This is a genomic window from Streptomyces sp. NPDC020379, from assembly GCF_044387105.1.
Taxonomy (GTDB): Bacteria; Actinomycetota; Actinomycetes; order Streptomycetales; family Streptomycetaceae; genus Streptomyces.
In genome coordinates this window covers 108,771-122,991 of sequence record NZ_JBIRVR010000016.1, presented here as the reverse complement: position 1 = coordinate 122,991, position 14,221 = coordinate 108,771, and the positions used below count along the sequence as shown (strand labels likewise).

Here is a 14,221-nt window from a genome sequence, read left to right as displayed (position 1 = left end):
CGGATCGGGCGTTCACCTCGCCGTCGCATATGCCGTTGCATGGTCAAGCGGTCCAGCGGGAATATCCCCTCCAGGCCGACGGTCTGTCCAAAGACCGTCGCTCTGCCAGCGGGTGGCATGGGGCCGCCCGCCCGGGAGGCCCTTTGCAACACGGACGACGACCGTGCGGACCGAGCGGACCCGCGGGTCCGCCCGGACGACGCGGAGGGCCGGCGTCCGGCCCTCGAAGGGCATGGACCCGGCCCAGTTCCCCGGCGACGTCGTCGCGCCCCGACCTCTCCCCGAGGGGGTTCGTCCACCCGTGGTGACCAGCAAGAAGCGCCGTGAGAACGACCGGCGCACCTATGTCCTCGACACCAGCGTCCTGCTGGCCGATCCAGGCGCCATGGCCCGCTTCGAGGAGCACGAGGTCGTGCTGCCCGTGGTGGTGGTCACGGAGCTGGAGGCCAAGAGGCAGCACCCCGAGCTCGGTTACTTCGCACGGCAGGCGCTCCGCCTGCTGGACGGCTACCGGGTGCAATTCGGCCGCCTCGACTCACCGATCCCGATCGGCGAGCTGGGCGGGACGCTCAGGGTCGAGCTCAATCACTCGGATCCCGGCATACTGCCCGCCGGTTTCCGCCTCGGTGACAACGACTCGCGCATCCTCGCCGTGGCCCGCAACCTCCAGGCCGAGGGGTACGACGTCACCGTCGTCTCCAAGGACCTGCCGCTGCGGATCAAGGCGTCCGCGGTCGGGCTGCTCGCGGAGGAGTACCGCGCCGAGCTCGCCATCACCGACTCGGGCTGGACGGGGATGGCCGAACTCGCCGTCACCGCCGAGCAAGTGGACGAGCTCTACGCCGCCGAGGTGGCATATCTGCCGGAAGCGTCCGAACTGCCCGTGCACACCGGGCTGGTGCTCCAGTCCGAGCGCGGCAAGGCGCTCGGCCGGGTCGCGGCCGACGGCTCGGTGCGGCTGGTGCGCGGCGACCGCGAGGCGTTCGGGATCCATGGGCGCAGCGCCGAGCAGCGGGTGGCGCTCGACATGCTCCTCGACCCGGACATCGGCATCGTGTCGATGGGCGGCCGGGCCGGCACGGGCAAGTCGGCGCTGGCGCTGTGCGCCGGTCTGGAGGCCGTCCTGGAGCGCCGGCAGCACCGGAAGGTGATGGTCTTCCGCCCCCTGTACGCCGTCGGCGGGCAGGAGTTGGGGTATCTGCCGGGCAGCGAGGCGGAGAAGATGAGCCCCTGGGCGCAGGCCGTCTTCGACACCCTCTCCGCGGTGACGAGCGCCGAGGTGATCGAGGAGGTCGTCGGGCGGGGCATGCTGGAGGTGCTGCCGCTGACGCACATCCGCGGGCGGTCGCTGCACGACGCCTTTGTGATCGTGGACGAGGCGCAATCGCTCGAAAGGAATGTGCTGCTGACCGTTCTGTCGCGCATCGGGGCCAATTCGCGGGTGGTCCTCACCCATGACGTGGCGCAGCGCGACAACCTCCGCGTCGGCCGCTACGACGGCGTGGTCGCGGTCGTGGAAAAGCTGAAGGGGCATCCGCTCTTCTCCCATGTCACGCTGACGCGTTCGGAGCGTTCGCCCATCGCGGCACTGGTGACCGAAATGCTGGAGGAAGGCCGCATCTGAGGGAGTGGGCAGGCAATTGCCCCACCGCGGGTGAGGTGACGGGGCAGCGCGCGGCGAAGCGAAGGAGCTTAGCCGCGCGTTGTCGTGCCGCGCCGCACTTTCCGTAAAACGGCTGGAGTAAACGGCATGTGAGCTTTCCCACGCAACGTGGAATTGCCTCGGGGCGTCCCCGTCGGGCAGAGTCTGGGTCCTGTCAGGCCCCGCATACGGCACTTCGGCACCCCCCGGGTGCCGCACCACAAGAACTGAACAGCGTCGCCGTATGCCGCCCGAGCATCACGCGGACCTCCCTGCGGAGGGCCCACCGGGTCAGTGCCTCCTGTGACCGGCCGGTCCCGCCCCTGGTGGTGCCGCGCAAGACGGAGGCCAGCGCCAGGGGCACGATTGCGCCCGCGAGGTCACCTAAGCGGGCGATGCTGGAAGGAAACCGTGTGAGCCGGATCTCGGTCCGGGGGTTCGCCGTGGCATCCGCCACCGCGGTCACCACCGTTGGCGCCGTCGTAGGTGTCGCGTCGGGCAGCGACCATGGCACAGGCCAGGTCGAGGCCACCGCGGCGGACACGACCCTCCTCGCGGACATCCCCGCCGGACAGAACGTCCAGCAGCAGGCGTCCTTCCTGACGCAGCAGGCGGACACCCAGTCCGACGCCGCCGACACGGTCGCGAAGAAGGACGCCGAGGAGACCGCGCGCAAGCAGGCCGCCGACGACGCCACCGCCAAGAAGGAGGCCGCGGACGCCGCGGCCAAGAAGGAAGCGGAAGAGAAGGCGGCCAAGGACGCCAAGGAGCGCGAGGACAAGGACGCGGTCAGCAGCCGCTCCGCCTCCCGCGACGCCTCGTCCTTCGCGGTCAAGGGATCCTACTCCACCGCCGAGGTCCAGGCGATGGCCCGGCAGATGATCCCCGGCGACCAGTTCCAGTGCTTCAGCAACATCGTGAACAACGAGAGCGGCTGGGACTACACCGCCACCAACGCCTCCTCCGGCGCCTACGGCCTGGTGCAGTCGCTGCCCGGTTCCAAGATGGCGTCCGCCGGTGCCGACTGGCAGACCAACCCGGCCACCCAGATCAAGTGGGGCCTCGGCTATATGAACGAGCGCTACGGCAGCCCCTGCGGCGCCTGGTCGTTCTGGCAGGCCAACCAGTGGTACTAGGCTCCGGCCCGCCGGTGCGCCGGTGACTTCCACGTCTCACTCAGCCCCCGACCTCAACCGGTCGGGGGCTTTGTGTGTCTTCCCCCGGGGACGGCTGGCGGACGTGCTGACAGCGGGCCCGGGTAACGTCGTCTTGATGGCCGCGGGGAGTGGGGTAGAGGAAGAGAAATGTCGAGATTGCCGAAAATGATCGGCGGCATGGGGACGGGGCTGACCCGGCTCGCCGAGCTGCTCGAACGCCGGAGGGCGCAGGCGCAGCAGGAGGACACGCCGGCCTCCGCCGCCGAGCCCTCGCCGGTCCCCGTGCCCGCCGCCGCACCCGAACCGGCTCCGGAGTCCGCGCGGACCGGGGCCCCCGAGTCGGCACGGGCCGCCGCGTCCGTCCGAGCCGGGGCCCCCGAGTCCGCGGGCGCGGAGCCGGGCGGGGCCGAGCCCGCGCCGGAGCACGTCCCGGCGCCGCCCGGCTATGCCCCGGCCGTCGCGGCGCGCCCCGACCCCGTCGCCGCCGTGCCCTGGGGCGTGCGGGTCGCCGCCGAGGTGGCCTGGCGGCTGCTCATCCTCGCCGGGACGCTGTGGGTGCTGATGCGGGTGATCAGCTCCGTGCAGCTGGTGGTGCTCGCCTTCACCGCCGCCCTGCTGATCACGGCGCTGCTCCAGCCCACGGTCGCCTGGCTCAAGCGGCACGGCGTGCCCCGGGGCCTGGCCACCGCGATGACCTTCATCGCCGGCTTCGTCATCATGGGCCTGGTCGGCTGGTTCGTGGTCTGGCAGGTCACCGAGAACATCGACGACCTGTCCAAGCAGGTGCAGCAGGGCATCAAGGACTTCAAGCACTGGCTGCTGAACAGTCCGTTCCACGTCACCGAGGACCAGATCAACAGCATCGCCGACAACCTCAGTCAGGCGATCGGCAGCAACACCAAGGACATCACCACGGCCGGCATAGAGGGTGTGCAGGTCATCATCGAGGTGCTGACCGGCATCCTGCTGGCGATGTTCAGCACGCTCTTCCTGCTCTACGACGGCCCCAAGATCTGGCAGTGGCTGCTCAAGCTGTTCCCGGCGGCGGCGCGCGAGGGAGTGGCGGGCGCCGGTCCGCGCGCGTGGGCGACGCTGACCGCCTATGTGCGCGGCACGGTGATAGTGGCCCTGATCGACGCGATCTTCATCGGCGTGGGGCTGTTCTTCCTCGATGTCCCGCTGGCCGTCCCGCTGGCCGTCTTCATCTTCCTCTTCGCCTTCATCCCGCTCGTCGGCGCCGTGGTCTCCGGCGCGCTCGCGGTGATCGTGGCGCTGGTGACGCGGGATGTCTTCACAGCGACGATGGTGCTGGTGGTGGTGCTCTCGGTGCAGCAGATCGAGGGCCATGTCCTCCAGCCGTTCATCCTCGGCCGCGCCGTACGGGTCCACCCGCTCGCGGTCGTCCTCTCCGTGGCCGCGGGCTCGCTGATAGCCGGCATCGGCGGCGCGGTGGTCGCGGTGCCGCTGGCCGCCGTCACCAACACGGTGGTGGGCTATCTGCGGGCGCACGCCAGGGAGAACGCCGTCGGGGCGGTGGCATCCGCCGGCCCGGACCGCGCACCCGCACCGGATCCGGTGCACCGCGGCTGATGACGACGAAGAGGGCCCCACCAGGCGAATGCCTGGTGGGGCCCTCTTCGTGTTGCCGTGCGGCGGACCGGTTACCCGGCCAGGACCGCCTCGGAGTCGAGCGTCGCGCCGACCGCCTGGAGAACGGAAGCGATCTTGAACGCCTCCTGGATCGTCTCGCGGTCCACGCCGGCCTTGCGGAGCACCTGCTCGTGCGAGTCGAGGCACATGCCGCAGCCGTTGATCGCGGAGACGGCCAGCGACCACAGCTCGAAGTCGACCTTCTCCACGCCCGGGTTGCCGATGACGTTCATCCGCAGGCCCGCGCGCAGGTTGCCGTACTCCGGGTCCGACAGCAGGTGCCGGGTGCGGTAGTAGACGTTGTTCATCGCCATGATGGCGGCGGCCGACTTGGCCGCGCCGTACGCCTCGGCGGAGAGGTTGGCCTTGGCCTCCGGCTCCAGTTCCCGCAGCACGATCGGCGAGCGGCTCGCGATCGCGCAGGCGAGGACGGTGCCCCACAGCTGCTGCTGCGGGAGCGGGGAGTTGCCGATGACCGAGCCGAGGTTCAGCTTCAGGTCCTTGGCGAAGTCCGGTATCCGGGACTTCAGCTCGTCGAGGGCCATGTCAGGTCACTCGCCCGCGAGCAGCGCGACCGGGTCGAGGGTCGTCTCGCCCTTGTTCCAGTTGCACGGGCACAGCTCGTCGGTCTGCAGCGCGTCGAGGACCCGCAGGACCTCCTTGGGGTTACGGCCGACGGAACCGGCGGTCACCATGGTGAACTGGATCTCGTTGTTCGGGTCCACGATGAAGACGGCGCGCTGGGCGTAGCCGTCCTCGCCCTCGACGCCACAGGCCTGCATGAGCTCGTGCTTGGCGTCGGCCAGCATCGGGAAGGGCAGGTCACGCAGGTCGGCGTGGTCCTTGCGCCAGGCGTGGTGGACGAACTCGGAGTCGCCGGAGACGCCGAGGATCTGGGCGTCACGGTCGGCGAACTCGTCGTTCAGCTTGCCGAACGCGGCGATCTCGGTCGGGCAGACGAAGGTGAAGTCCTTCGGCCAGAAGAAGACGACGCGCCACTTGCCCTCGTAGGACTTGTTGTCGATCTGCGCGAACGCCTTGTCCGCGTCGAGGTCCACACAGGCGGTCAGGTCGTACTGGGGGAACTGGTCACCGACAGTGAGCACGCGCTCTCCTTGCATCGAGGAAGACCATGGTGGCGCTTCCTGCGGGGTTGGACTCAGGCCACCCTGCCACAGGAGGCATTGATAACGGAAATAGCTAGACTGAGTGAAGTTGATCGGAGGTGGTTATCAGTCATGTCGTCCATAAGCCCGGAGGCGGAGCCCGCCGGTACCCCCGCGGCGACCCCGCGGGCCGGTGCCGGGAAGGCCGCACCGTCCCGCCCCCGCCAGCCCAGCCTCGCCCAGCTCCGCGCCTTCGTCGCGGTCGCCGAGCACCTGCACTTCCGCGACGCGGCGACCGCCATCGGCATGAGCCAGCCCGCGCTCTCCGGTGCCGTCTCGGCCCTGGAGGAGGTCCTCGATGTGCAGCTTCTCGAGCGTACGACGAGAAAGGTGCTGCTCAGTCCCGCGGGGGAGCGCCTCGCCGTGCGCGCCCGCGCCGTCCTCGACGCCGTCGGCGCGCTCCTGGAGGAGGCCGACGCGGCCCGCGCGCCCTTCACCGGAGTGCTCCGCCTCGGGGTGATCCCCACGGTGGCGCCGTATCTGCTGCCGACGGTGCTCCGGCTGGTCCACGACCGCTATCCGGACCTCGATCTCCAGGTGCACGAGGAGCAGACCTCCTCGCTGCTGGACGGGCTGTCCCAGGGGCGGCTGGATCTGCTGCTGCTCGCCGTCCCGCTCGGCGTGCCCGGGGTGGTCGAGCTGCCGCTCTTCGACGAGGACTTCGTCCTGGTGACTCCGAGTGACCACTGGCTGGCCGGGCGGGGGGACATCCCGCGGGCCTCGCTGCGCGAACTCGATCTCCTGCTGCTCGACGAGGGCCACTGTTTGCGCGACCAGGCCCTCGACATCTGCCGCGAGGCGGGGCGCACGGTGGGGATGCCCGTCACCACCAGCGCCGCCGGGCTGTCCACCCTGGTCCAGCTCGTGGGCGGCGGCCTGGGCGTCACACTGCTGCCGCGTACGGCGCTGCGCGTGGAGACCAGCCGCAACGACCAGCTCGCCACGGGCTACTTCGCGGAACCGGCGCCTTCGCGCAAGGTGGCGCTCGCGATGCGGGCGGGGGCGGCGCGGCAGGGTGAGTTCGAGCAGTTCGCCGAGGCGCTGCGGGAGGCGCTCGCCGAACTGCCCGTGCGGATTTCCCGGGACTGAGCGAAAACCGGGCTGGATAGGCCGCGTTCGGCCTCCAGCCCGGTCCGCATTTATTCCGTGCGCAATCCATTCGTGCGCATCATGCGCCACAGGGGTGGCAGGCTCAGGAGGGTCACCAGGAGGATGACCGCCGTGCCGGCGCCCACCAGTGGCAGGAAGGACAGCCAGTCCTTCACCCGGCGGTCGATCAGCCTGAGCATCGTCCAGCCGAGCCCGAGGCCGCCGGCGACCGCCAGGATCATGCCGAGTACGACCGGGACGGCGGTCTGCCAGAGCACCGACCAGCCGATCGTGGAGCGCCGGGTGCCCAGCGCCACCAGCGCGGACAACAGGCGGCTGCGCTCGCGGAGTTGCTCCAGGGTGGTGACGAGCATGCTGCCGCCGATGAGGAACAGCGTGAGGGTGCCGCCGACCAGCAGCCCCCGCTGGATCGCGGCGTAGTGGTCGTCCTTCACCACCCCGCCCATCCGCCATACGCGCACGGCCGGGTCGATGCCGGCGGCGGTGTTGCGCACCCGCTCGATGGCGTCCAGGTCGCCCTGACGGAACTTCACCGACGCCACCGTCCTGCCCTCCGGCATGGCGCGCACGTCGATCGCCGAAGGCGTGGCCAGCACGCCGAACCGGTGCTCACCGGTCGGGTCCGGGCGGGTCGCCACCACGCGCGCCGAGGCGGGCACGGTCCACCGGTACGCCTTCTCGGAGCCGCCCGAGGAGTCCCACCGCGCCATCTCCAGCGGGGTGCCGGGCGGGAAGTTCCGCGCCGTGGGGACGTCACCGTCCGGCTCCTGGGCGACGAAGACGTCCCCGTCCGCGCAGGAGTCCAGCCGTGCCAGCTCGCGCAGCGTGGCGCAGTCGGCGACCCGGACGGTCGCGACCCCGCCGCGCCCTTCTCCGCCGTGCGCGTCGGCGTAGCTCTCGACCGTGGCGACCGCCCCGGTGACCCCCTCGGTCGCCCGCAGCCGCTCCTGCCAGCCGCGTACCTCCGCGGCCGTCCCCGTGCGGTACATGGCCTGTATCCGCGAATGCGTCGCCGGGACCTCGTCGGGCTTGCCGACGTAGTCGTTCTGCGTCCCGGCGAAGAGCATCTGCACCGCGATCGCGCCCGCCACGGCGACGGTGATGCCGCTGACCGCGCGGGCCGCGGAGCCGCCGCTCAACTGGAGCCGCCGGACGGCCAGCTGCCAGGGCAGCGGCCCGCCGCGCAGCCGGGCCACGCACGCCTCGACCAGCCAGGGCAGCAGGGCGGTCACACCGACCAGCACCAGGACGGCGCCCACGGCGACCCGCACCGTCGGGACCGTACCGCCGTAGCCGTACAGCGAGACGCTGCCGGAGAGCGGTACGAGCAGGACGAGGCCCACGGCCGGGAGCAGCAGCCGCCACCACAGCCTGCGGCGCCGGGCGACGGCGTTCCGCACGATGCCCAGCGGCTCGATGGCGACGCCGCGCAGCGCGAGCAGGGTGGTCACGACGGCCAGGGCGGGCACGGCGACGGCGACGAGCGCCGCCGGAGCGGGCGCCGGGGCCAGGTCGGCGGGGAAGACGCTGGTGTCCTGGATCGTGATCCCGGAGGCGAACCGCCGGGCGGAGAGGAACAGCCCCGTGCCGACGGCCAGTCCGATCAGCGCGGCACACAGCGCCTCGCCGGCCGCGATCCGCCGTACGGCCTTGATGTCCGCGCCCACCAGCCGCAGCGCGGCCAGCCGGCGGTCGCGGTGGTCGCCGCCGAAGCGCACGGCGGTGGCGATGAAGACGGCCACCGGCAGCAGCAGCACGACACACACCATGACGACCAGCAGCAGGAGCGCCGGGCTCAGCGGGGGGTCGTCCTGGTCGGAGCCGTAGCGGTTGACGCGCAGGACGCGTTCGCCCTGGCCGTAGCGCACGGCGGGGTTGTCCGTGCTGAGGTGGTCGCTGCCGATGTAAAAGAAGAGCTCGCTGGGGCCGATGAGTCCCGCATCGCCGATGGTGCCCACGGCGCGGTAACGGAACCGCTCGCGCAGCAGCTTTCCCTCGTCGGACTTCAGCAGTCTGTCGAGCGCGGGGGAGACCACCATCTCGCCCGCGCCGGGTATCCGGTCCACGCCGGGCGGGGCGGGTGCCTTCGGGCCCTCGGCCCGCAGCAGCGCGCCGCTCACGGGCTTGTCGCGGTAGTCGGTGCCGACCGACTGATAGAGAAGGGTGTCGGCCCGCGGTCCGCCGGCGGTCGAGGAGGTGACGTCGCGTGCGGCCTGACGCTCGTCACGCTGGGACAGCATCTCCGGCACGGAGGCCGCGATCAGCAGCAGGACCACGCCGATGCCGACGCCCACCGCCGTGAGCCCGGTGCGCAGCCAGCCCTCGCGGCCGCCGGTCAGCGCGAAGCGGGCGCCGGTGGCCAGGTCGCGGGCCCAGGCGGTGAGCCCGGTGGGGCCGGTCGGCCTGTCGGCGGGGCCGTGGCCGGGGCGCTCGTCGTGCGTGCGGGTCATGAGACACCCGCCATGTCCCGCGCGACGCCGTCCCGCACGACGATCTCGCGGTCGGAGTACGCGGCGACCCGCGCCTCGTGCGTGACCAGGACGACCGCGGCCCGCGTCTCCCGGGCGGCCCGCGTCAGCAGCTGCATCACGCGCTCGCCGTTGAAGGAGTCGAGGGCGCCGGTCGGCTCGTCGGCGAAGATCACGCGCGGCCTGGTGACCAGCGCGCGGGCGACGGCGACCCGCTGCCCCTGACCGCCGGAGACCTCACCGGGCCGCTTGCCGCCGACCTCGGTGACCTCCAGCCGCTCCAGCCACTCCAGGGCGACGGCCTCGGCCTGCTTGCGCTTCATGCCGTTGAGCCGGAGCGGCAGGGCGACGTTCTCGGAGCAGGTCAGCTCCGGCACCAGCTGCCCGAACTGGAAGACGAAGCCGAACTCGCTCCGGCGCAGCGCGCTGCGCTCGCTGTCCGACAGCTCCGACAGCTCGCGCGCGCCGTAGCGGACGGTGCCGGAGTCGGGCCGCACGATGCCCGCGAGGCAGTGCAGCAGCGTCGACTTGCCCGAGCCCGAGGGGCCCATCACGGCGACGACCTCGCCGGGGTGGACGGAGAAATCGGCCCCGGCGAGCGCGGGCGTGGGCCCGTACGCCTTGTGCAGTCCGGTGGCGGCGAGCAGGGAGCCCGAGGGGGTCACGCGCCCACCGCCTTGGCGAGCTGGTCGAGCCGGGCGGCGGTGAGTTCCAGCCACCGCAGATCGGCCTCCAGATGGAAGAGCGCGTGGTCGCAGATGAGCTGGTCGGCGAGATCGCCCGAGCTCTTGCGCCGGGTGAGCTCGCGCATCAGCCGCAGGTGCTCCGCGCGCTGGGCGTCCAGCAGGCCGTCCGCGTCGCGTCCGGTCAGCAGGGCGACGACCACCTTGGTGTAGAGCGTCGACTGGAGATACGGCTCGGGCTTCTCGGGCTGGACGAGCCACTGCTCGACGTCCGTGACCCCGGCGTCGGTGATGGCGTAGCGCTTGCGGTCCGGGCCGCCGCCCTGCTCTATGCCGTCCACCTCGACGAGGCCGTTCTTCAGCAGCCGCGACATCGTCGAGTAGACCTGGCCGTAGTGGAGCGGGCGGTCGTGGCCGAAGCGTTCGTCGAAGGCGCGCTTGAGGTCGTAGCCGTGGCTCGGGCCGGCTTCGAGGAGGGCGAGCAAGGTGTGTCCGATTGACATGCGGAGGACTGTACACCGGGTGTATACGCTCGATGTATACAGGGGGTGAACAGGTGGCTCGATCCTTTCGGTGGTCGGCGCATGCCGAGGCGGGCCGGTCCACCACCGGGTTCAGCTGTGGACCGGCCCGCCTCGGGGTCTTCTAATCCGTCTCCGGGTCCTTGCGCGGACGGCCGCGGCGCGGGACCGGCCCCGTGCCCTGGGGGAGCCGGCCCGCGTCGGCCAGCGCCTTGCGCAGCAGGAACTCGATCTGCGCGTTGGCGCTGCGGAGCTCGTCGCCCGCCCAGCGCGTCAGGGCGTCGTGCACGAGCGGGTCGAGCCGCAGCAGCACCTGCTTGCGCTGCCGCGGCCCCCGCTGCTGTGGGGGGTGGTCCTCCGTCACTGGTAGAGGGTGCCCGTGTTCAGAACCGGCTGGGCGGCGCGGTCACCGCACAGCACCACCATCAGATTGCTCACCATGGCCGCCTTCCGCTCCTCGTCCAGCTCCACGAAGCCCTGTTCGCTGATTCGCGACAGCGCCTCCTCGACCATGCCGACCGCGCCTTCCACGATCAGCTTCCGGGCGGCCACGACCGCCCCCGCCTGCTGTCGCTGGAGCATGGCAGAGGCGATCTCCGGCGCGTACGCGAGGTGGGTGAAGCGCGACTCGATGATCTGCACGCCGGCCGCCTCGACGCGCGCGTGCAGCTCGACCGCGAGCTTCTCGGTGATCTCCTCGGCGTTGCCGCGCAGCGACAGCGCGTCGTCGTCGTGCGCGTCATAGGGGTACTCGATGGCGATGTGCCGGACGGCCGCCTCGGTCTGCGTGGCGACGAACTCCTGGAAGTCCTCCACCTCGAACATCGCCTGGGCGGTGTCCTCGACCCGCCACACCACGACCGCGGCCAGCTCGATCGGGTTGCCGTAGGCGTCGTTGACCTTCATGACGGCGGTCTCGTGGTTGCGCACGCGGGTGGAGACCACGTCGCGGCTGGTGAAGGGGTTGACCCAGCGCAGGCCCTCGGTGCGGATCGTGCCGCGGTAGCGGCCGAAGAGCTGGACGACGCGCGCCTGGCCCGGGGCCACGGTGTTGAGCCCGCTCATGGCCGTGAGCGAGGCGATGCCGGCGAGGATGCCCGCCACGACGAGTGCGGCGCACAGCGCGCTCTTGCCGTCGTGGCCGAAAAGCACCGCCAGGGCGATGAGTCCGGCGGCTATGAGCAGGCCGGCGAGCCCCAGCAGCAGGGCCGTCCCGCCGCCGATGTCGCGGGCGGGGAACTCCCGCACCCGAGCCGCCGGCATGACCGGCGGCTCCGTCGGCGGTGCGGTCTCCGTGGCGGTGATGGCGGTGTCCTGCATGGAGGTTCCCCGTTTCCTCGGCGTCGCGCGGTGGTCGGCCGCACGTCGTTGGGTGTCTAGCAAAGTGATAGCACATTATCGCCCTGTACCGTTTTCCGCACTGCGCCGTACCCGGTTCCCGCCACCCGGGGTGCTGTATGTCACGTGCCGCGAAGCCTTGATCGATGGGCGTTTGGTGACAGTTGCGGTGTTAGCTTCGTGAGCTGGGTTGGGGGCGGACAGAGTGGAGCTACGGGAGAGATGGGCCGAGCGGAAGCGCGACGGGCGCAGAAGAGCACCCGCACAGCAAAGGGCAAGAAGCCCAAGAAGTCCGGCATACGCCGCTTCTTCACCTGGAAGAAGCTGCTCGCCTACTTCGTGGGGCTCATAGCCCTCGGCGCCGGCGCCTTCGTGGCGCTCTACATGTACGTCGATGTGCCCACCGGCAAGCTGGAGACCCAGCTGCAGAGCAACGTCTACAAGCTCGACAACGGCACGGTGCTGGCCCGTACGGGACAGGTCAACCGTGACACGGTCACGCTGGACAAGATCCCCGAGGGCGTCCAGCACGCCGTCGTCGCCGCCGAGAACAAGGACTTCTGGACCGACCCCGGCGTCGACATCAAGGGCACCGCGCGCGGCATCTTCAACACCCTGATGGGCCGCGGCAAGCAGGGTGGCTCGACCATCACCCAGCAGTACGTCAAGAACTCGTACCTGAGCCAGGAGCAGACCGTCACCCGCAAGGTGAAGGAGCTGATCATCTCGCTCAAGGTGCAGCAGAAGTTCGACAAGAAGGAGATCCTCGCCGGGTATCTGAACACCAGCTACTACGGCCGCAACGCCTACGGCATCCAGGCCGCGTCCCGCGCGTACTTCGACAAGGACGTCAAGGACATCACCGTCGAGGAGGGCGCCTACCTCGCGGCGCTGCTCCAGGCCCCGAGCCAGTACGACTGGTCGGCGGCCACCGACGCGGGCAAGGCCAACGCCAAGGCGCGCTGGAACTACGTCCTCGACAAGATGGTCGAGAAGAAGTGGCTCGACCCGGACAAGCGCAGGACCATGCAGTTCGAGGTGCCGAAGCAGCCCAAGCCCCCCAAGGGCCTGACCGGGCAGAACGGCTATCTCGTCGAGGCGGCCAAGAGCGAGATCGAGCACGCCTTCCGCAAGAGCGGACGCGGCGAGGGCGCGCTCGCGGCCGGCGGCTGGACCATCACCCTCAGCATCGACCCCAACCGCCAGAAGGCCCTGGAGCAGGCGGTCAAGGACAAGGTCACCTCCAAGCTCGACCCGCAGGCCCGCAAGGTCGACGCGTACGCCCAGGTGGGCGCCGTGTCGGTGGACCGCAAGACCGGCAAGGTCGTGGCCCTGTACGGCGGCCAGGACTTCGAGAAGCACCAGATCAGCAACGCCACCCGCGAGGACTACCAGCCGGCCTCCACCTTCAAGCCGGTGATCTTCGCCTCCGCGCTGGACAACAAGTCCAAGACGCAGGACGGCCAGCCGATCACGGCGAGCACGATCTACGACGGCACCAGCGAACGCCCCGTCAAGAACAGTGACACGCCCTTCGCGCCGCAGAACGAGGACCACCAGAGCTACGGCCCGGTGACGGTCCAGGAGTCGATGAACAAGTCCATCAACTCCGCGTTCGCGCAGATGGCCGTCGACGTCGGCCTCGACAAGGTCAAGAAGACCGCCGTGGCCCTCGGCATGAACGGCGAGGCCGGCGGCTTCGAGGAGAAGCCCGCCATGTCGCTCGGCTCCATGAGCGCGAGCCCGCTGCACATGGCCGGCGTCTACGCCACGCTCGCCAACCACGGCAAGCAGACCACCCCGAGCATCGTCGCCTCCCTCTCCCGCAACGGTGAGAAGGTCGCCCTGCCGGACGCGATCGGCCCGCAGATCATCGACCGCGTGGACGCCGACGACGTCACCCAGGTCCTCAAGGGCGTGGTCAACGACGGTACGGCCAGCGTCGTGCAGAGCTCGGAGTACGCGGTGGCGGGCAAGACCGGCACCTCTGACGACAACAAGTCGGCCTGGTTCTCCGGCTACACCCCGGACCTCATCACCTCGGTCGGCATGTTCGGCGAGGGCCCCGGCGGCAAGCAGGTCCCGCTGACCGGCACCGGCGGTGTCGACGGCGGCCGTGTCAACGGTGGTGGCTACCCCGCCGAGATCTGGGCCGCGTACACCGGGAAGGTCGCCGACGGCGACACCGAGTTCGACCTGAAGACGGACGAGGCCGGCGCGGTGCCCCCGCCGCCCGCCCCGACGGTGTCCACGAAGCCCTCCGCGCCGCCGTCCGGCAAGCCCTCGTCGACCCCGTCGACCGGCCCGTCCACGCCGCCGTCGCCGAGCGCCTCGCGGAACACCCCGTCGCACGACCCCAAGCCGCCGACGACCAAGCCCACGCCGCCCACGCCGCCGACGACCAAGCCGACGCCGCCCACGCCGCCGACGCCGCCCACGGGCGGTGACGGCGTGGACCCGCCGTTCAACAACCGCGACTGACCCCG

12 protein-coding genes are annotated in these 14,221 nt (G+C 70.8%); 5 read left to right on the top strand and 7 right to left on the bottom strand.

Annotated features, from left to right (window positions below):
• Positions 1-301: 301 nt before the first annotated feature.
• The 3 genes from ACH427_RS21570 (at position 302) to ACH427_RS21560 (ending at position 4,389) form a co-directional block, all read left to right on the top strand.
• Entirely contained in the window at positions 302-1,624 is a 1,323-nt protein-coding gene (locus ACH427_RS21570) for a PhoH family protein (RefSeq protein WP_398871406.1), read from the top strand.
• A gap of 431 nt (positions 1,625-2,055) precedes the next feature.
• Positions 2,056-2,778 (top strand): transglycosylase SLT domain-containing protein, encoded by a 723-nt coding sequence (locus ACH427_RS21565; protein ID WP_398871404.1) that lies wholly within the window; start codon positions 2,056-2,058, stop codon positions 2,776-2,778.
• A gap of 168 nt (positions 2,779-2,946) precedes the next feature.
• Positions 2,947-4,389 (top strand): AI-2E family transporter, encoded by a 1,443-nt coding sequence (locus ACH427_RS21560; RefSeq protein WP_398871402.1) that lies wholly within the window; start codon positions 2,947-2,949, stop codon positions 4,387-4,389.
• Positions 4,390-4,460: 71 nt separating this feature from the next.
• On the opposite strand, the gene ACH427_RS21555 is transcribed toward ACH427_RS21560, so the two are convergent.
• Positions 4,461-4,994 carry an alkyl hydroperoxide reductase gene (locus ACH427_RS21555; RefSeq protein ID WP_398871400.1) on the bottom strand — a complete coding sequence of 178 codons (534 nt, stop codon included), beginning with the start codon at positions 4,992-4,994 and terminating at the stop codon, positions 4,461-4,463.
• A gap of 6 nt (positions 4,995-5,000) precedes the next feature.
• Positions 5,001-5,555 carry a peroxiredoxin gene (locus tag ACH427_RS21550; RefSeq protein WP_116213654.1) on the bottom strand — a complete coding sequence of 185 codons (555 nt, stop codon included), beginning with the start codon at positions 5,553-5,555 and terminating at the stop codon, positions 5,001-5,003.
• Positions 5,556-5,687: 132 nt separating this feature from the next.
• On the opposite strand from ACH427_RS21550, the gene ACH427_RS21545 reads away from it, so the two are divergent.
• Positions 5,688-6,704: a LysR substrate-binding domain-containing protein gene (locus tag ACH427_RS21545; RefSeq protein ID WP_398871398.1), complete on the top strand. Its 1,017-nt coding sequence runs from the start codon at positions 5,688-5,690 to the stop codon at positions 6,702-6,704.
• 50 nt (positions 6,705-6,754) lie between these two features.
• Here the strand turns inward: ACH427_RS21545 and ACH427_RS21540 are convergent, their stop codons facing one another.
• The 5 genes from ACH427_RS21540 to ACH427_RS21520 all read right to left on the bottom strand — a co-directional run bounded on the left by ACH427_RS21540 (position 6,755) and on the right by ACH427_RS21520 (position 11,717).
• Positions 6,755-9,175, bottom strand: a complete 2,421-nt coding sequence (locus tag ACH427_RS21540; protein WP_398871396.1) for an ABC transporter permease — start codon at positions 9,173-9,175, stop codon at positions 6,755-6,757.
• Entirely contained in the window at positions 9,172-9,858 is a 687-nt protein-coding gene (locus ACH427_RS21535; protein ID WP_398871394.1) for an ABC transporter ATP-binding protein, read from the bottom strand. Before ACH427_RS21535 ends, ACH427_RS21540 begins: the two co-directional genes overlap by 4 nt.
• The gene (locus ACH427_RS21530) at positions 9,855-10,379 is read right to left on the bottom strand and encodes a PadR family transcriptional regulator (RefSeq protein WP_398871392.1); all 525 of its coding nucleotides are present in this window, start codon (positions 10,377-10,379) and stop codon (positions 9,855-9,857) included. Before ACH427_RS21530 ends, ACH427_RS21535 begins: the two co-directional genes overlap by 4 nt.
• A gap of 142 nt (positions 10,380-10,521) precedes the next feature.
• Positions 10,522-10,761 (bottom strand): hypothetical protein, encoded by a 240-nt coding sequence (locus tag ACH427_RS21525; protein ID WP_398871390.1) that lies wholly within the window; start codon positions 10,759-10,761, stop codon positions 10,522-10,524.
• Positions 10,758-11,717 carry an SPFH domain-containing protein gene (locus ACH427_RS21520; protein WP_398871388.1) on the bottom strand — a complete coding sequence of 320 codons (960 nt, stop codon included), beginning with the start codon at positions 11,715-11,717 and terminating at the stop codon, positions 10,758-10,760. The genes ACH427_RS21525 and ACH427_RS21520 overlap by 4 nt, the downstream gene beginning before the upstream one ends.
• Positions 11,718-11,957: 240 nt before the next feature.
• Between ACH427_RS21520 and ACH427_RS21515 the strand changes: the two genes are divergently transcribed.
• Positions 11,958-14,216, top strand: coding sequence for a transglycosylase domain-containing protein (locus ACH427_RS21515; protein ID WP_398871386.1), 2,259 nt, complete (start codon positions 11,958-11,960; stop codon positions 14,214-14,216).
• Positions 14,217-14,221 lie beyond the last annotated feature (5 nt).

Bases quoted from the DNA above. Each gene is read 5' to 3' on its own strand.
- ACH427_RS21515 (WP_398871386.1), top strand. From the start codon at position 11,958: ATGGGCCGAGCGGAAGCGCGACGGGCGCAGAAGAGCACCCGCACAGCA.
- ACH427_RS21530 (WP_398871392.1), bottom strand. From the start codon at position 10,379: ATGTCAATCGGACACACCTTGCTCGCCCTCCTCGAAGCCGGCCCGAGC.
- ACH427_RS21540 (WP_398871396.1), bottom strand. From the start codon at position 9,175: ATGACCCGCACGCACGACGAGCGCCCCGGCCACGGCCCCGCCGACAGG.
- ACH427_RS21545 (WP_398871398.1), top strand. From the start codon at position 5,688: ATGTCGTCCATAAGCCCGGAGGCGGAGCCCGCCGGTACCCCCGCGGCG.
- ACH427_RS21560 (WP_398871402.1), top strand. From the start codon at position 2,947: ATGTCGAGATTGCCGAAAATGATCGGCGGCATGGGGACGGGGCTGACC.
- ACH427_RS21555 (WP_398871400.1), bottom strand. From the start codon at position 4,994: ATGGCCCTCGACGAGCTGAAGTCCCGGATACCGGACTTCGCCAAGGAC.
- ACH427_RS21520 (WP_398871388.1), bottom strand. From the start codon at position 11,717: ATGCAGGACACCGCCATCACCGCCACGGAGACCGCACCGCCGACGGAG.